A 17,419-nucleotide genomic window follows, 5' to 3' on the forward strand; every position below is an offset into this window, starting at 1 on the left:
CCCTTCATTATTCTGCGAGCAGTTTCGCGATCGTTTGAGGATAAAGTTTGTGTTCGGTTTCGTGAATACGCGCTTCCAGCGTGTCTATCGTATCGCCGTCTTTAACCGGCACCGCGGCCTGGGCGATAATCGGGCCGGTATCCATGCCCTCATCCACGTAGTGCACCGTCACCCCGGTAATCTTGACTCCCTTGCGGAATGCCTGACCGATGGCGTCCAGTCCGGTAAAAGAGGGGAGCAGCGCCGGGTGGATATTGACGACTTTATGCGGATAAGCTTCAAGCAGCGTTTTACCGAGCAGTTTCATATAGCCGGCGAGAAAAATGAAATCTATATTATGCTGCTTGCAAGCTTCAACAATTGTTTCTTCAAATGCGTGTTTTGTTGGATAATCCTTGCGGGAAACAACCAGCACATCGATACCGGCCTTTTCCGCGCGTTCAATCACAGCTGCACCCGGCTGGTCACAGACCATCAGCGCGACAGTCGCCGCAATTTCACCGCGGGCGACTGATTCAATAATCTCCTGGAAATTCGTTCCGTTTCCGGATGCAAAAACGGCTATCTTATGCTTCATCATCATTCACCAGCGTCAATCCTTGTTTTTCAATCACACGGCCGATCACAAAAGGTGTTTCACCGAATGTTTTCAGCTTATCCATAGCCGGGCGCTCATCCTCAGGCGCTACGGCGAGTACCATGCCGATGCCCATATTAAATGTATGGAACATATCGTCAGTCTCCAGGTCACCAAGCTGCTTCAGCCAGCCGAACACGTCCGGCAGCGGCCACGAAGCTGTGTCGATCTCGGCACCCAGCCCTTCCGGAAACATCCGCGGCACATTTTCATAGAAACCGCCGCCGGTGATGTGGGAAAGTCCCCGGACTTCAACCGACTTCATCAGTTCAAGCACCGGTTTGACGTAGATGCGCGTCGGCTTGAGCAGTTCTTCTCCGACCGTAAGCCGGGGCTCAGGGGCGTAAGCATCGCCAAAATCAAGTCCGGCACCGGCAACAAGTTTGCGAACAAGCGAGAATCCGTTGCTGTGAATCCCGTTTGAGGCCAGACCGATCAGTTTGTCGCCCGTCCGGATTTGATTACCGGTAATTCTTTTAGATTTTTCAACAACACCGACTGCAAAGCCGGCAATATCGTAATCCTCTCCCTGATACATGCCAGGCATCTCCGCCGTCTCCCCGCCGACCAGGGCACAGCCGGCCCGGGCACAGCCATCGGCGATCCCTTTGACGATCGCTTCGGCCTTTTCGGGTTTAAGCGCGCCGCAGGCCATGTAATCGAGAAAATAGAGCGGTTCCGCGCCCTGAGTGATAATGTCATTGACACACATCGCTACCGCGTCTATACCTACCGTATCATGGCGGCCCGTCGCAAAAGCAACCATCAGCTTGGTCCCGACCCCGTCAGTCCCGGAAACCAGTACTGGTTCTTTTATATTCATTTTCGACAGATCAATCGCTCCGCCAAAGCCACCCAGCCCGCCAATGACTTCAGGCCGGAATGTGCGCTGGACATGCTTTTTAATACGATCAACTGTCTCATAACCGGCTTCAACATTCACGCCGGCTTTTTTATATGCATCGGCCATCTCGATCCTCCTCAGACAAGCAGCTCTTTTTCATGCGGCAGAACGGTGTCCGGATAGATCTCGGTCGGATACTTGCCCGTGAAACATGCCAGGCACTGGCCGCAGTTTTTCAGTGCGGGATCTCTGCCGATCGCCTGCATCAGACCATCAACACTCAGGTAAACCAGCGAGTCGGCGCCGATTTCTTTACGGATTTCCTCAACCGAGTGTTTCGAAGCGATCAGTTCGGAAGAGGTTGACGTATCAATTCCGTAAAAGCAAGGATGGGTAATCGGCGGCGAGCTGATCCGCAAGTGAACTTCGGTTGCTCCCGCTTCCCGCATCATGTTGACAATCCGCCGGCTCGTCGTTCCGCGGACAATTGAATCATCAACCAAAACCACCCGTTTGCCCTCAATAATCGCCCTCACGGGGGAAAGTTTCATTTTTACACCCTGCTCTCGCAGTTCCTGCGAAGGCTGGATAAAGGTACGACCGACATAACGATTCTTGATCATACCCAGCTCATACGGAATACCTGTCGCTTCGGCATAACCGATTGCAGCGGAAATACTTGAATCCGGCACTCCGGTGACGACATCCGCTTCGACCGGTGCTTCCTGAGCCAGCATCCGGCCAAGGTTTTTACGCGCCGCATGCACGTTAATGCCCTGAATGTTACTGTCCGGGCGTGAGAAATAAATATATTCCATGCTGCAGATAGCCGGTTCGGCATGATTCGTGAAAAATTCCGAGTGTATCCCTTCATTATCAATGATCACGATCTCACCGGGATTAACATCACGTACAAAAGTAGCCCCGATCAGATCGAACGCGCAGGTTTCCGAAGCGACAACCCAGGCATTGCCCAATTTGCCAATAGACAGCGGACGCAGACCATTTGGATCGAGTGCAGCGATCAGTTGGTGTTCTGTCAGCATCGTCAGTGCGTAGGCGCCCTTGATCACCGACAGGGCGTGCTTCAGGCTTTCAATAAAACTGTCGGCATAATCGCGTTTAATTAGGTGAGCAATGACTTCGGTGTCCGAAGTCGTCTGAAAAATACTTCCGCGTTCTTCCAGTTCCCCCTTCAGCTTATGGGCATTCACGAGGTTGCCATTATGAGCAATGGACAGCGAATCCTTCTGCGAACGGAAAACCAGCGGCTGGACATTGGCATAGCTATTACCGCCCTGTGTTGAATAGCGGACATGCCCGATTGCTGCAAAACCTTTATTGTTTAGATATTCGAGTTTTTCATGGTCAAAAACGTCATTCACAAGGCCAAGGCCTTTGTGGTCATAAATATTTTTTCCATCAGTTACTGCAATTCCTGCACCTTCCTGGCCGCGATGCTGCATGCTGTGAAGCCCGTAGTACGTCAGCTGCGCCGCATGATCATGTCCCCAGATGCCGAATACTGCACATTCTTCATTTAATTCTTTGCCGACATAATGCATGACAGGACTCCTCTCCACTCTTTTTCGAGTTCCAGCCGATTCAAAGTGACAGTAACAGACGTAAATTCAAGATTTATTTTTTCGCTGCGGGTCACTCTGCCGACAAGTACAGCACCATCTACAGCGGATTCAAATGTTTTCATCGATGCTTCAGGAACGGAGATAAGATATCGTGACTGAGTTTCAGAGAAAAGCTCAACCGCAGGATCCGTTGTGAAATGCAGATCCGCACCCAGTGACGTGCCAAAGACCGAATCGACGAGTGCTGCCGCCAGCCCGCCTTCAGAAATGTCGTGAGCAGAAGAAACAATACCGGACGTAATCGCCGCAAGGATCTGAGCCTGACGTTTCTTCTCCAGCTCCAGATCAAGCACCGGCGGTTTTCCACTTGCTTTGCCATCAAGCATGATCTGAAGAGCGCTGCCGCCGAACTCCGCCGCAGCTTTTCCAACCACGTAAACTGCGTCGCCTTCATTTTTAAAGGATGCGGTTGCCACATGATCCAGATCTTCAACCAGGCCGACCATTCCGACAACCGGTGTCGGATCGATCGCAACACGCGCAGTTTCGTTATAAAGGGAAACATTGCCGCTTATGACCGGTGTTTCCAATACTTTGCACGCTTCAGCCATCCCTTTGACCGATTCTTCCATTTCCCAGAAGACTTCCGGGTTTTCCGGAGTACCGAAGTTCAGGCAGTCGGTTATGCCAAGCGGTTCAGCGCCCGAGCAGACGATATTGCGCGCCGCCTCTGCCACCGCGATTTTCCCTCCAACAAGGGGATCGAGCGCCAGATATTTAGCGTTGCAGTCCGTTGTCATCGCAAGGCCCTTCTTCGTACCGCGAACGCGGATCACCGCCGCGTCGGAACCTGGCGCGACGACTGTGTTCGTCTGCACCATGTAGTCATACTGGCGGGTGACCCACTCTTTAGACGCCAGCGTTGGCTGAACGAGCAGTTTTTTAATCATGACCGCATAATCTTCAATCTCAGGAATCCATACGGGCGCCGACTGATTCGCCTTGTATTTTGCCGGCACTTCCGATGGCATATGGCGAACCGGTGCGGAAGCCAGTGCGTCGGACGGCACTTCGGCCACGATCTGGCCTTTGTGTTCCAGGCGCAGCACTTCTTCTTCGATAACTTCACCAACCGCAACAGCATGAAGGCCCCAGCGGGCGAAAATCGCTTTGATTTCTTCCTCGTTGCCCTTCTTGATCACAATCAGCATTCGTTCCTGCGATTCTGAAAGCATCATTTCATAAGGTGTCATATTTGTCTCGCGCTGCGGAATCAGATCCAGATTCATATGGATACCGACACCTGCCTTGGCAGCCATTTCACTGGCCGAGGAAACAAGCCCTGCGGCACCCATGTCCTGGATACCGACTAGCGCCTCATGCTTTGTCAGTTCGAGGCAGGCTTCGACAAGCAGTTTTTCCATAAACGGGTCGCCAACCTGGACTGCTGAACGCTTTTCATCGGATTTCTCCGAAATTTCCTCTGATGCGAATGTCGCCCCGTTGATGCCATCGCGGCCTGTACTTGCACCAACGTACATCACCGTGTTGCCGATGCCGCGTGCCTGCCCTACTTGAATATCTTCATGATTCATGATGCCGACGCACATCGCGTTGACGAGCGGATTGCCATTGTAACAGTTGTCAAACTGCAGCTCCCCGCCGACTGTCGGGATGCCGATGCAGTTTCCATAGCCAGCGATGCCGCTGACAACTTCCTCGAACAGGTAACGCACGCGCGGATTATTCAGATCGCCGAAACGGAGCGAATCCAGCATGGCGACCGGCCGCGCGCCCATCGAGAAAACATCGCGGATAATTCCGCCGACACCGGTTGCCGCACCCTGGTAAGGCTCAATCGCAGACGGGTGATTATGGCTTTCGATCTTGAAAACAACAGCCTGCTCATCGCCGATGTCAATAATTCCCGCACCCTCACCTGGTCCCTGAAGCACGCGCTTTCCGCTTGTAGGGAACTGTTTGAGCAAAGGTTTCGATGTTTTATAGCTGCAGTGCTCCGACCACATAACAGCGAACAGGCCGGTTTCAGTATAGTTTGGCTTGCGTCCGAGCAGCCTTTTGACTTCCTTGTATTCATCCTCCATCAGGCCCATGGTCCGATAGATTTTTTCCTGTTCAATCTGTTCTGGTGACGGTTCAAGATGTGTAAGCGGCATGAGCAGATTCCCTCCAGTGGTTCAAGATTGACTGAAACAGGCGCAGCCCGTCATCGCTTCCGAGCAGAGCGTCCGCCGCGCGTTCAGGATGAGGCATCATCCCAAGCACATTGCCGGCTTTGTTGATGATCCCTGCAATGTTCGCACGCGATCCATTCGGATTTTCACCGTCATAAGTGAAGACAATCTGGTGGTTGTCCTTCAATTCCTGCAATGTTTGATCATCGCAGTAATAGTTGCCCTCGCCGTGCGCAATCGGGATGTGGATAATTTCATCTTTTTTATATAAAGAAGTAAAAAGTGTTTCGCTATTTTCTGCTTTGAGATTCACGGTTTCACAGATAAACTTGAGGTGCTTGTTTTTCAGCATCGCGCCGGGAAGCAGGCCGGCTTCAAGCAGGATCTGGAAACCGTTGCAGACGCCAAGCACCGGTTTGCCGGCTTTGGCAGCCTCAATGACGGCAGGCATGATTCCGGCAAACCGTGCGATCGCGCCCGACCGCAGATAGTCGCCGTAGGAAAAGCCGCCCGGGATCATGACGGCATCAAAGCCATCCAGCGATGTTTCCGCATGCCAGACATAGTCCACTTCTTCGCCGAGCCCGTCTTTAATCGCGTAGTACATGTCCTGATCACAGTTCGATCCTGGAAAAACAATGACCGCGGTTTTCACAAGTGTTCCTCCTCGATTTCATAGCGATAGTTTTCAATCACTGTGTTGGCCAGCAGTTTGTCACAGATTGCGTCGACCTGCTCCGCCACGTCCGCCGAGTCTTCCATCTCAAGTTCAATATACTTTCCGATGCGAACATCTCTCACGTTCCGATAATCCATGTTATGCAGCGACTGCATGACCGCCTGTCCCTGGGGATCAAGTACGCTTTCTTTTAATGTAATGAACACCTTCACCTTTTTCATTTGACAGCCTCCAGTCGGCTCAGCAATTTTTCATAAGTCTCCGGCAGATCGGCAATATTGCGGCGGAACACATCTTTGTCCAGCTTCTCATGCGTCTCCTTATCCCAGAGGCGGCAACTATCCGGAGAAATCTCATCGGCAAGCACCAGATCACCGTTTGATTTCAGTTTGCCGAATTCCAGTTTGAAATCGACAAGCAGAATGCCCGCTTCCGAGAAAAGATTCTGAAGCACTTCATTGACCTTGAGTGCCTGGCGGCGAATGCCAACCAGATCCTCTTCATTGGCAATTTTCAGAGCCAGCGCGTGATCGTCATTGATCATTGGATCACCCAGTTCATCGCTTTTGTAATAAAATTCGATAATCGTTTTTCCGAGTGAAATGCCTTCGTCAAGACCAAAGCGTTTGGCCAGACTGCCGGCAACGATGTTGCGGATCACCACTTCGATCGGAATAATCGATACCGCTTTGACCAGCTGCTCCGTTTCAGAAATTTTATCAATGAAATGCGTCGGCAGATTGTTTTCCTGAAGGACATGAAAAATTTTTGTACAGATGGCGTTGTTAAGTTTACCCTTGCCCGGGAAAACGGCTTTCTTTTTGCCGTTAAAAGCGGTCGCGTCATTTTTGTATTCCACACGCAGGACATTGGGATCGTCCGTTGAAAACATTTTTTTGGCTTTGCCTTCATACAGTAACTCGCTCATGGTTTCTACCTCTTTTTAATAGGATGTGCTAATCAGTTCTGAAATAAGAATCAGTCATTCAGGCCGAGGCGTTCAAAAATCAGATTGACATTTTTCAGATGATACGTTTCATCAAAGCAGGCATCAAGTTCCGTCGGTGAAAGATTGTCTGTGACACGAGTATCCTTCTCAAGCAATTCTCTGAACGGTGTTTCGGTTTCCCATGATTTCATCGCGTTCGGCTGGACAATATCGTAGGCAGTTTCACGGCTCAGGCCTTTTTCAATCAATGCGAGCAGCACGTGCTGAGAGAATGGAAGCCCGAATGTCCGCTTCATGTTACGGCGCATGTTTTCCGGGAATACCGTCAGATTTTCAAGAATATTCGCGAAGCGGTGCAACATGTAATCAAGAGCGATGGTTGCATCCGGAAGGATCACGCGCTCTGCGGATGAATGCGAGATATCGCGTTCATGCCAGAGTGGAACATCTTCATAGGCGGTCATCATATAGCCGCGAATCACGCGCGCCATTCCGCACATGTTCTCGGAACCAATCGGGTTGCGCTTGTGCGGCATTGATGAAGAGCCCTTCTGGCCCTTTGCGAAGCCTTCTTCCACTTCGCGGATTTCCGAGCGCTGCAGGCCGCGGATTTCAACAGCGAATTTTTCAATCGAGGTCGCGATCAGAGCCAGTGTCGCCATGTAATGCGCGTGGCGGTCACGCTGCAACACTTGGGTAGAAATCGGTGAAGCCTTTAATCCGAGATGTTCGCACACATATTTTTCAACGGACGGGTCGATATTCGCGTAGGTGCCCACTGCACCAGACAACTTGCCGATACGGATATCTTCGGCGGCATCCTTAAAACGGGCAAGGTTACGCTTCATTTCTTCGTGCCAGAGCGCCATCACCAGACCGAAAGTGGTCGGTTCAGCGTGAACGCCATGGGTTCTGCCCATCATGACTGTATTTTTATATTTTTTCGCTTTCTCGCGGATCACTTCAACAAAATGTTCAATATCTTTTAATAAAAGATCATTGCATTGTTTGAGCAAATAAGACTGAGCCGTGTCGACAACATCCGTCGATGTCAAACCATAGTGAACCCACTTCTTCTCAGCGCCAAGCGACTCCGAAACCGTGCGGGTAAAAGCAACGACATCATGGCGTGTGATCTGTTCGATCTCGTGCACGCGTTCGACAGTGAATGTTGCATTTTCCCTGAGTTTCTTGCAATCCTCCTTGGGAATTTCACCAATTTCGGACCAGCCTTCGCAAGCAAGAATTTCAACTTCTAGCCAGGCTTTGTACTTGTTTTCTTCCGTCCAGATCGCGCCCATTTCCGGGCGAGTGTAACGATCAATCATGAATTACGACCCACTTCCTGTTCGATTTTCCATATTCCTAATCTCTCTGCTTTGCTGATGGCATCCTGCACCGTGTCACCAAGGATGTTCAGGTGACCCATTTTCCTGCCTGTCCGCGCTTCATCCTTGCCATACAGATGGAGGTGCGCGTCCGACAAAATCGAAATCTTATCCAAAATCGGCTGAACATGTTCGCCTAGAATGTTGACCATGATTACCGGCTTCAGAAGCGCTGCGTTGCCGAGCGGCAGGCCGCAGATGGCACGGATATGCTGCTCGAACTGTGACGTATTACAAGCATTGATTGAGAAATGCCCGGAATTATGCGGGCGGGGTGCTGTCTCATTGACATACACCTTGCCGTCAGTGCCGACAAACATTTCGACAGCAAGTGTGCCGACGAGATGAAGGGCTGCCGCCAGATGAAGCGCATGCTGCGTCGCCTCTTCGCGGAGCGCGTCCGATATTCTCGCCGGCACTAGCGTATGATGCAGGATATTATGCCGATGTATATTTTCAGCAACCGGAAAAACCGATGTTTCTCCGGTCGTGCTGCGGACAACAATGACTGAAATTTCTTTTTCAAAAGGAAGCCATTTTTCAAGTTCAAACGGCGTCTTGCCGATATGCGGAAGGGCCGCCTGCAAATCATCCTCTGATTTCAGCACATACTGTCCCTTTCCGTCGTAGCCGCCCTCCGTCGTTTTCAGTACGGAGGGAAACCCAATCTCAGCAATCGCCGTTTTCAATTCCTCGCTATTTCTGACGGGCAGGTAGGGAACAACCGGCAACCCGGCTTCCTTAATGGCTGCCTTTTCGTTAAGCCTGTCCTTTGTGATTTCAAGCAGATGCCAACCCTGCGGCAAATAGCTGTGTTCCTGCAGATAATCAGCTGTTTTTACCTCGACATTTTCAAACTCATAGGTCACAACGTCCGCACATTCCGCCATTTTTTTCGCTGCTTCCGGATCATCATATCCGGCGACAATTGCTGTATCGGCAACCTGTGCGCACGGACAATCCTCCGCCGGATCAAGAACGGCAATACGATAACCCATTTGTTTCGCTGCAATCGCCATCATCCGCCCCAGCTGGCCGCCGCCAAGAATACCTATTGTCTGTCCCGGCAAAATGGTCTTCTGCTTCACTTTAAATCACTTTCCTTTACTTTCAGTTCCAGCGATTCACGGTAGTTGTCGAGTTTTTCTTTCAGTGACGCATCGAATGCCGACAGAAATTGTGCTGCAAGAAGGCCGGCATTTGTTGCACCTGAGTTGCCAATAGCAACGGTTGCCACAGGAATCCCGGCAGGCATCTGCACGATCGACAGTAGAGAATCCATGCCGTTTAGCGCATGTGACTGTACCGGGACGCCGATTACCGGCAATGTTGTCTTTGCCGCAATCATGCCCGGCAGATGCGCCGCTCCGCCCGCACCCGCAATAATCACTTTCAAACCGCGTTCTCTGGCTGTCTCGGCATACCGGAACATCAGATCCGGCGTGCGGTGTGCTGAAACAACTTTTTTCTCATACGGTATTTCCATAGCGTCCAGAATCGTGCAGGCGTTTTTCATCGTCTCCCAATCCGAACTGCTTCCCATCACAACACCAACTGCTCTGTTACTCACAATACTGCCTCCTCAATAAAGCTGTCCAAAGAGTCATAGGGCACTCTCTGAATGTTTTACAAATCCAGACATAAAAAAGCCCAGAACAGCTGATTCTCTCTTTAAAAAGAGAAAACAAACCGTCTGGTCCACAAACCGCGGGCAGCGGTCCACAAAACAAAACGTCCTTATTTTCCCTTCATAGTCCGGCAATTCTCGGTCGCCAGGTAGAAACAGTTGGGCCATATTCCCAAAAATATATGAGGGTTCGCTTTTCTTTTTTGATACTCCAATCATATCAGTATTATTCAAAATGTGTCAACCCAATAATCGAACATTAATTTAACATTAACGATCTATTGTTCGCCTTTTGTAACATTTAAACGCCCTTCGATGATGCAATACCTTCCAATAACTTCCGGTCCCGATTTTCCTTCACGGAAAATTGGGCGGCTGGCACGCATGACCGGACGGTATCCTTCTTTTTTCATTCGCTCAAGGCATGCGTCTAGCGATTCATTTTCACCAACGATAAATGTTTTTTTCGCTGGCTGCTGTCCCTTATCCCTTGAATCCTTTTCTTTATTTTTCAATCTCGCTTCCCCCACCGAAACTTAGCAATAATATTAATTATAACAACTTGTCAGGTCCGGGGCAGCCATCATTTAAAACATTCGGCTCATTGTGTGTAAAATGCCAGTGCGACAAAGCCAAGTACAATTAACAAAGAGCCTGTTATTCCGGTCGCCACGTGAATTAAATACCCGGGAATATATTCCACAATTTTGCCTTCAATGGTCAAAGCAATGCTTGCTGAATTGTCTTTTCCCTTCTCATGATCGGCATGTTCCAGCAAATGCTTACCCACCGATTTGAGTTTTCCGGTAAAAACAAAACCGGCAGCAAGCAGAATGAAACCGGCCAGCCAGAATAGAACGGCCACAACCAGAGCAATCATCAGAAATCACGTCCTTTTGATTCAGTTATTCTTATCTTGGCTTTGATCAGAGCAAGATATGCAGCCTGCTTCTTTCGCCATTAAAAAATCCCTTCTCCAGTTATTAGAGAAGGGATTTTGAACAGCAATATCAAAATGATTTGTACAGATTAATTTTCGATCATTGCTTTATGAACAGTGCCCAGAAGAAGATAAGGAAAACAACGAACAGAATATAAACAATCGGATGAACTTTTTTCCATTTTCCGGCAGATACCATTGTAATAACATAAGTAATAAATCCAAGCGCAATACCATCGGAAATGCTGTAAGTCAGCGGCATGCCTAGAACGGTCAGAAATGCCGGTACAGCTATTTCAAATTTATCCCATTCAATCTGTTTCAGCGACGAAGCCATGAGTACACCAACAATGATTAACGCCGGAGCGGTCACCTGAGAAGTCACTACTGCAAGCAGCGGCGAGAAGAGCAGGCCAACCAGGAAAAGGATGCCGGTGACAACCGCTGTAAACCCGGAACGTCCGCCGACGGCAATACCTGTGGAAGATTCGATATAGGCAGAGGTCGGAGATGTGCCTAATATCGAACCGACAAGCATTGACGTTGAGTCCGCCAGCAGTGCCCGTCCGACACGCGGCATTTTATTATCTTTAATAAAACCGGCCTGCTGTGCAAGTCCGATCAGTGTGCCAGCGGTATCGAAAAAAGTCACCAGCAGGAACGTAAGAACAACAATGGCCAGCTGTACCGAATTAATGTCAGTGACGTGCCTGATAGCTACGGCGAATGTCGGGCCAAGGCTCGGCGCCGGTGAGATGATCTGTGTCGGGAGCTTGATCAGGCCGCAAATCATTCCGAGAATAGATGTCAAAACCATCCCGATGAAAACCGAACCTGGAATTTTCCGAACCATCAATATAATAGTGACCAGCAGGCCAAAAATGGTCAGCCAGGTCGTGCCAGCAGTCAGCTGATTAAATTTAACCAGCGTACTCGGATCCTTAACGATCAGTCCGCCTTGCTGCAGGCCGATAAATGCAATAAACAGCCCAATACCGGCAGCCATCGCCAGTTTGAGATCCTGTGGAACAGCGTCAATAATCATTTCGCGGATCTTGAAAATGGTGATCAGAAAGAAAATGACCGAGGCAATAAACACGCCAGCAAGAGCAGTCTGCCATGGAACCTTCATGCCGATAACAACAGAAAAAGCAAAGAAGGCATTAACGCCCATGCCCGGTGCAATCGAAATCGGATATTTTGCAACAATGCCCATAATCAGGCAGCCTAACGCACTGGCAAGCGCCGTCGCTGTGAAAACTGCCTTCGGGTCCATTCCTGCGCTAGCCAGCACTGACGGGTTGACAAATAATATGTATGCCATCGCGATAAACGTCGTCAGCCCGGCCAGCGATTCACGTCCCAATGTCGTATTCAGTTCTGAGAACTGAAAGTAGCGGGATAACCAATTTTCCTTCACAATAATCCTCCTCTTTGTGCCGCTCTCCCGATCAGTTCCTGCCATTTTTCCATAGTTATCGAAGCAATAAAGAATTAAGAGAAAAGCCCGAAGTTTGAACGCAGTATAAAGGCTTGATGAAATAACTCTACAATGACAATGGAAAAACTTTGGAAACAATGATCGAGAAAGTAAAACACTTTTCTCTCGCCTATTATAACAGTGAAGATGTGGCTCAGTCAATCAAATGGCGAACATTGAAATGTACTAAAAAGATAATTGTTCGGAATTAATCATTTGTCCCAATATTATTTAACAAAAGATGAGAAAATAACGCCCCATTTCTGCATTCCAGTTTTACGTTTCGAGCCAACATCCGGCTGCCTTAACTGGTTTTTTCCTAAACAGTGGCTCACAGATTCCGTTTACTGTTCAATCAACTAACAGTGATAATCAGGCAGCCGAATCGTAGCAATTGTTCCTTCCTGTTTATTGCTTGTAATAGTTAGTTTCCCGCCGTGCAGCCTGACAATTTGATCTGAAATAGCAAGTCCAAGCCCCGACCCCCTGCCATTGGCGCGCACTTGATAAAAAGCATCCGTAAGATAGGGCAGATCCTTTTCATCAATGACTATTCCTTTATCCTTAACATTTATGATCACTTGATGGTTCTCCTCATAATAATCGATGGAAATCCGTGAACCATCATCTGCGAATTTAATTGCATTGTCGATCAGATTAACAATGGCCTGCTGAAGACGTATACTGTCGCCAGTAAAAGACAGCCTGCCGTTTTCACCTGTCACCAAGATGCATCTCTTCTCTGCCGCTTTGATCTGCAGCGAGGCCGCGGACTGCCTGACTGATACACCAATATCCATTTTTGCCCGATTCAGTTTGATATTATTTCCCTGTAATTTTGAAAAATTGAGCAGATCTCTTACAATAATCTGCAGCCGGTCCGATTCGCTTTTAATTACATTAAGTCCTTCCTCTAACTCAGCGGGACTAAGTGTATGATTGATTATCATGGTTTCGCTCCAGCCTCTAATTCCTGTAAGCGGGGTCAGCAGTTCATGCGAAACGGATGAAATAAACTGGTTTTTCAATTTGTCGTTTTTTTGAATCTCTTCTGCCATAGTGTTCAGTGTTTTAGCGAGGACACCGAGTTCATCACTGTAATGGTCCTTCATGCGCAGGTTGAAGTTTCCTGATGCCATCTCTTCGGATGCACTGATAATATGGCGAATCGGCGTGACAATTGATTTAGCCAGTCTCAGGCTGATAAAGAAAACAAGGGCCGCAATGACTACTGCGCAGACGAATGTTCCCAGATAAATGAGCATCAGTTCGCGATCAATTCCGGACAGCGAAGACACGTATCTTATAATATAAGGCTTACCCATAATCTGAACCGGATAGTAAACAGCCATCACTTTTTCCCCCGTCCGGGGAAACCGCTCAACTCTTGACGTTTCTTTTCCATTAATAATCCGGCTGTTGAGCGGAACACGTGCTGTCTCAGTCAGCCCTGACGATGAAGCAATCAAATCGCCTTCCGGATTCAGTATTTCGACCAATGCATTTCGGGCCCTGAAACTGTCCAGTGCTTCCATAAAGGGGCTGCCCCATCTGTTAATCCGGACATTACCGCTAAATTGGCCGTACAAAGCGTCCGATGCTTCCGCGCGGTTCAGAAGAACCTGCGCGACTCCGCTATAAAAATAATGACGGACGGCAAACGCAAAAGTGACTCCGCCAAGCGCAAGAGTCAGCAGAATAATAGCCATAAAGGAAAGAACGACTCGTTTGATCATTGATTTTCTCCAGTCCATATATACCCTTTTCCCCAATGCGTTGCAATGTACTGGGGACTGGACGGATCGTCTTCTATTTTCTGACGGATGCGCCGTATATTGACATCAATGATCTTCATGTCACCGACAAAATTTTTCCCCCAGACGGATTCTAGAAGCGCTCTGCGGCTCAGGAGTTTGTTCTCATTCTCCATCAAGACTTTCACCAGTTCAAATTCTGTCGGCGTGAGCTCAATCAGCTCGTCCCCTTTATAAAATTGTTCATCATCTAAAGACAGCGTGAATAGGGAAGAACGAATGATTCCATTATTTTGATCGCGTTTTTTTCGCTCAAGATCCATTCTTCTCAGAAGTGCCTGGACACGGGCAAGCATTTCCGCAGGGCTAAAAGGTTTTGTAATATAGTCATCCGCCCCTGTCTTCAGCCCCCTGACCTTGTCCTCCTCCTGAATTTTCGCCGTCAGGATAATGATGCCGATATCCGGATTGCTCTCTCTTATTCTGTGGCACACTTCAAACCCATTGATACCAGGAAGCATAACATCCAGAAGAATCATCCGAATCCGAGGATCCCGCCGCAATTCATCCAACGCTTTTTCCCCTGTATCCGTTTCGATTACGTCGTAACCTGAATGCCTGAGATTCAATGAAATAAAACTGCATATTGATTTTTCATCTTCCACAACTAATACTCTATTCATTCGGTTCACCTCGATCACAGAAGCGTACTCCCCGTCAATCCAATTCGACTATTACTACTTTACCATACTAATGTCATGAAATTTGTTTACTATAGTTTCTGATCAGTTTCCGCTTTTATTTTTGAGCCAGTCATTTTGTATCAGATTACACGATCCGGCAGCAAACCGGTTCATAAAATCGGAAGCACCCAGTGCATGATTTGCATCACACATAAATGATCCGTCTGCTTCCTCGAAAGTTCCCAGACCTAATCGGAAAACAGGTTTTTTCAGTTCCGCCGGATCCCTTTGAACCGGAACAGAAATCAATCTGCCGTTGCTGAAAAATACTTTTGTATTCGATTTACTTCGGAAGGCTCCGCTGATCAGCAATACGCTTTTACCAGAGTTGAGTTGCCCGATACTCATCTGAAAACGGGAATTTGTCGTTTGATTGATTGATGTATTGCCGATCATCACAGGCTGATTCTGCGCGTTCATCTGATAAACGATAATTTCGGCTTTTTTCTGTCCTAATTCGGGTACCAGAAGTGCAAGATCCGGCTGATAATCACCATTCAGATCGCCGGCGACCACCCCTTGCACCGGCAACTGTAAGAGCAATTTCATGCGGCCGTTCATTGTATATACATTCAGCTCATTCTCATAATCATTTCGATAATAGACAAGGATATCCTGCTTCCCGCTTTCTCCGGCATTAACGATTCTCAGCCGTGAAATCCTGTCAGCCTCTGTTTGTTCATCAAAGATTTTATGCCAGCCTTTTTTGACTTCCTTCAGAACAGCAAAATGGATCTGATGATGGTTGGTTTTATAGAAAAAAAGTACATATGGCTTACCCGTGTCATCGAGATAGGAAATTGTGATTTTTTCATTTTCCGCTGATCGTGCAGGGGCAATTAAAGTGGCATGCTCCGGTATCGCTTTTCCGACGTCATACAGCATCCGGCTCTTCGCCGCAGGCAGTCTGGGCTGTTTCATAAGCAACGAGGGCTGTGTTATGATTTGGCAGCCTGTGAGGACGGGAAGAAGCAGTAAACACAGAGCAATGAAATATTTTCTCGTAAAAGGCATAAAGCAAACTCCCAAATTTTCCATTTCAAAACACTGGATAGCCGGACTTCAACGGCATTGTTTCTAACAGTTTCGAATAAAATTAGAAAAGCAGCCGCATTCCCAGGCAATCACATAAACCTCTCCATTGTCTATCATAGAAGCAATCTCGTCCGGAAGTGGTAACAAAACGGTTACGATCAGCCAAAAAGAGACAGCTTTTCAACATGTAGACCTAATTTATCTTATACTATAATGTGATTCCATCGTTCAGCAAAACGCCTGTAATTCATTGCTGCAGGCTTCCAACCATCAGTGACAGTTATTAAGGAGTTTTCAATGATGAAAAGCACCAGGCCCTCTGGAACAGTTCTTGTGATCAGTTTTTTTCTGCTTATCTGCATGCTAGTAGGCGGGATCGTTTTTCGCGCGTACCATGGGTCAATTACATTGATGACACCGCAGCAAAAACACACAAGTGCTTTAACAGACTACAGCCTTAAAAAAAAGGAAATCACTTCTCATCCGGATAAAAAAAGTGATCTGAAAGCCAAAAATGATCTGAAAGTCAGCCAGTTAAATCAGAAAAGAGCAGCTATCGACAACTATTTGCATCGCATTGGTTTTTCCGGATCCGCTGTCGTCGTCAGCCATGGTGAAGTTGTTCTCGACAAAGGTTATGGCTTCCGCAACCTGCGTTTAAAAGCGCCTAATCTTCCATCAACGGAATATTATATCGGCTCAATGACAAAATCTGTGACCGCCGTTGCTTTTATGCAGATGCAGGAACAGGGGCTGATTTCTTTTAACAGCCGGGTTTCTGCATACTATCCCGGATTCCCGCACGGGAGAGACATTTCGATGATTGATTTACTCTGCCACATGTCAGGACTCCACCCGCATGTTGAAACCGCAAGGAGCATGACAAGAGATCAGCTTGTCAGCCACATCGCTGCTGCAAATATCATGCTATTGTCGAAACCGGGCACCCAGTATGCCTATGCAGATGTAAATTACGCACTGCTTGCCGCTATCCTTGACAAAATTTGTATGACTGTCGATCACGAATCTCTGCACCATTATATACAGCAGCATATTTTTCAGCCGACCGGCATGCAGCATGCTGGCTTTGGTACAGCGATGCAGCAATCTCCTTATGCTTCGATTGCTTATGCGCGCCGTGGCCCTGTCTATGCTACAACATGGCTTCCTTCTTTTACCCAGCTGCTCGGCTGCGGTGATGTCTATGCTTCTGCATGGAACATGTATCTGTTTGATCATGCTCTTTCGACCTCCCGTCTGGTATCGCGCAAAAGCTATCAGATGATTTTCACCCGCCACTTCAGCAACGTGAAATATACCCTTGGCTGGTATATCAATCGAGAAGGATGGGGCAATCACGTTTACTCCAATCACGGTGTGCTTGCCGGCTGGAACGGAAGCAACGCATTTTCAGCCGATGGGGAAAATTATGTCGTGCTGTTGATGAATATCAATAATCCAGCCATGGATCTGGGAAAAGCTAACAGCATGATTTTCAGTACATTGACTCAATAAGACTCAATAAGACTCAATAAAAAAGATCTGATGCTTTGAGGAACATT

At 48.2% G+C, this 17,419-nt stretch carries 17 protein-coding genes and 1 riboswitch; of the genes, 1 reads left to right on the forward strand and 16 read right to left on the reverse strand.

Annotated elements, in window-relative coordinates; genetic code table 11:
• Nucleotides 1-7: 7 nt before the first annotated feature.
• The 16 genes from purN to COP04_RS17965 form a co-directional block, all read right to left on the reverse strand.
• Nucleotides 8-577 (reverse strand): phosphoribosylglycinamide formyltransferase, encoded by a 570-nt coding sequence (purN, locus tag COP04_RS17890; RefSeq protein ID WP_100489266.1) that lies wholly within the window; start codon nucleotides 575-577, stop codon nucleotides 8-10.
• The gene (gene purM / locus COP04_RS17895) at nucleotides 567-1,607 is read right to left on the reverse strand and encodes a phosphoribosylformylglycinamidine cyclo-ligase (protein WP_100489267.1); all 1,041 of its coding nucleotides are present in this window, start codon (nucleotides 1,605-1,607) and stop codon (nucleotides 567-569) included. The genes purN and purM overlap by 11 nt, the downstream gene beginning before the upstream one ends.
• An 11-nt stretch (nucleotides 1,608-1,618) precedes the next feature.
• Entirely contained in the window at nucleotides 1,619-3,046 is a 1,428-nt protein-coding gene (gene purF, locus COP04_RS17900; protein WP_100489268.1) for an amidophosphoribosyltransferase, read from the reverse strand.
• Nucleotides 3,022-5,244: a phosphoribosylformylglycinamidine synthase subunit PurL gene (gene purL, locus COP04_RS17905; RefSeq protein ID WP_100489269.1), complete on the reverse strand. Its 2,223-nt coding sequence runs from the start codon at nucleotides 5,242-5,244 to the stop codon at nucleotides 3,022-3,024. The genes purF and purL overlap by 25 nt, the downstream gene beginning before the upstream one ends.
• Nucleotides 5,225-5,917, reverse strand: a complete 693-nt coding sequence (gene purQ, locus COP04_RS17910) for a phosphoribosylformylglycinamidine synthase subunit PurQ (protein ID WP_100489270.1) — start codon at nucleotides 5,915-5,917, stop codon at nucleotides 5,225-5,227. The genes purL and purQ overlap by 20 nt, the downstream gene beginning before the upstream one ends.
• The gene (gene purS / locus COP04_RS17915) at nucleotides 5,914-6,162 is read right to left on the reverse strand and encodes a phosphoribosylformylglycinamidine synthase subunit PurS (protein ID WP_100489271.1); all 249 of its coding nucleotides are present in this window, start codon (nucleotides 6,160-6,162) and stop codon (nucleotides 5,914-5,916) included. Before purS ends, purQ begins: the two co-directional genes overlap by 4 nt.
• Nucleotides 6,159-6,869, reverse strand: coding sequence for a phosphoribosylaminoimidazolesuccinocarboxamide synthase (purC, locus tag COP04_RS17920; RefSeq protein ID WP_100489272.1), 711 nt, complete (start codon nucleotides 6,867-6,869; stop codon nucleotides 6,159-6,161). The genes purS and purC overlap by 4 nt, the downstream gene beginning before the upstream one ends.
• Nucleotides 6,870-6,919: 50 nt before the next feature.
• Nucleotides 6,920-8,218, reverse strand: a complete 1,299-nt coding sequence (gene purB / locus COP04_RS17925; protein ID WP_100489273.1) for an adenylosuccinate lyase — start codon at nucleotides 8,216-8,218, stop codon at nucleotides 6,920-6,922.
• Nucleotides 8,215-9,366 carry a 5-(carboxyamino)imidazole ribonucleotide synthase gene (purK, locus tag COP04_RS17930; protein ID WP_100489274.1) on the reverse strand — a complete coding sequence of 384 codons (1,152 nt, stop codon included), beginning with the start codon at nucleotides 9,364-9,366 and terminating at the stop codon, nucleotides 8,215-8,217. The genes purB and purK overlap by 4 nt, the downstream gene beginning before the upstream one ends.
• Nucleotides 9,363-9,821 (reverse strand): 5-(carboxyamino)imidazole ribonucleotide mutase, encoded by a 459-nt coding sequence (purE, locus tag COP04_RS17935; RefSeq protein WP_100489745.1) that lies wholly within the window; start codon nucleotides 9,819-9,821, stop codon nucleotides 9,363-9,365. The genes purK and purE overlap by 4 nt, the downstream gene beginning before the upstream one ends.
• Nucleotides 9,822-10,009: 188 nt before the next feature.
• Nucleotides 10,010-10,111, reverse strand: a riboswitch (purine riboswitch).
• Between the two features lie 72 nt (nucleotides 10,112-10,183).
• Entirely contained in the window at nucleotides 10,184-10,420 is a 237-nt protein-coding gene (locus COP04_RS17940; protein WP_100489275.1) for an NETI motif-containing protein, read from the reverse strand.
• A gap of 86 nt (nucleotides 10,421-10,506) precedes the next feature.
• Complete coding sequence (locus tag COP04_RS17945) at nucleotides 10,507-10,785, reverse strand: hypothetical protein (RefSeq protein WP_100489276.1); 279 nt, start codon at nucleotides 10,783-10,785, stop codon at nucleotides 10,507-10,509.
• A gap of 160 nt (nucleotides 10,786-10,945) precedes the next feature.
• Nucleotides 10,946-12,265, reverse strand: a complete 1,320-nt coding sequence (locus COP04_RS17950) for an NCS2 family permease (RefSeq protein ID WP_100489277.1) — start codon at nucleotides 12,263-12,265, stop codon at nucleotides 10,946-10,948.
• 419 nt (nucleotides 12,266-12,684) lie between these two features.
• The gene (locus COP04_RS17955; RefSeq protein ID WP_100489278.1) at nucleotides 12,685-14,079 is read right to left on the reverse strand and encodes a HAMP domain-containing sensor histidine kinase; all 1,395 of its coding nucleotides are present in this window, start codon (nucleotides 14,077-14,079) and stop codon (nucleotides 12,685-12,687) included.
• Complete coding sequence (locus COP04_RS17960) at nucleotides 14,058-14,762, reverse strand: response regulator transcription factor (protein WP_100489746.1); 705 nt, start codon at nucleotides 14,760-14,762, stop codon at nucleotides 14,058-14,060. Before COP04_RS17960 ends, COP04_RS17955 begins: the two co-directional genes overlap by 22 nt.
• A gap of 102 nt (nucleotides 14,763-14,864) precedes the next feature.
• Nucleotides 14,865-15,836, reverse strand: a complete 972-nt coding sequence (locus COP04_RS17965; protein WP_100489279.1) for a hypothetical protein — start codon at nucleotides 15,834-15,836, stop codon at nucleotides 14,865-14,867.
• A gap of 321 nt (nucleotides 15,837-16,157) precedes the next feature.
• Here COP04_RS17965 and COP04_RS17970 point away from each other — a divergent pair, with 321 nt between their 5' ends.
• Nucleotides 16,158-17,372, forward strand: coding sequence for a serine hydrolase domain-containing protein (locus tag COP04_RS17970; RefSeq protein ID WP_157800374.1), 1,215 nt, complete (start codon nucleotides 16,158-16,160; stop codon nucleotides 17,370-17,372).
• Nucleotides 17,373-17,419 lie beyond the last annotated feature (47 nt).

It is taken from the genome of Sporolactobacillus pectinivorans (assembly GCF_002802965.1).
GTDB lineage: Bacteria > Bacillota > Bacilli > Bacillales > Sporolactobacillaceae > Sporolactobacillus > Sporolactobacillus pectinivorans.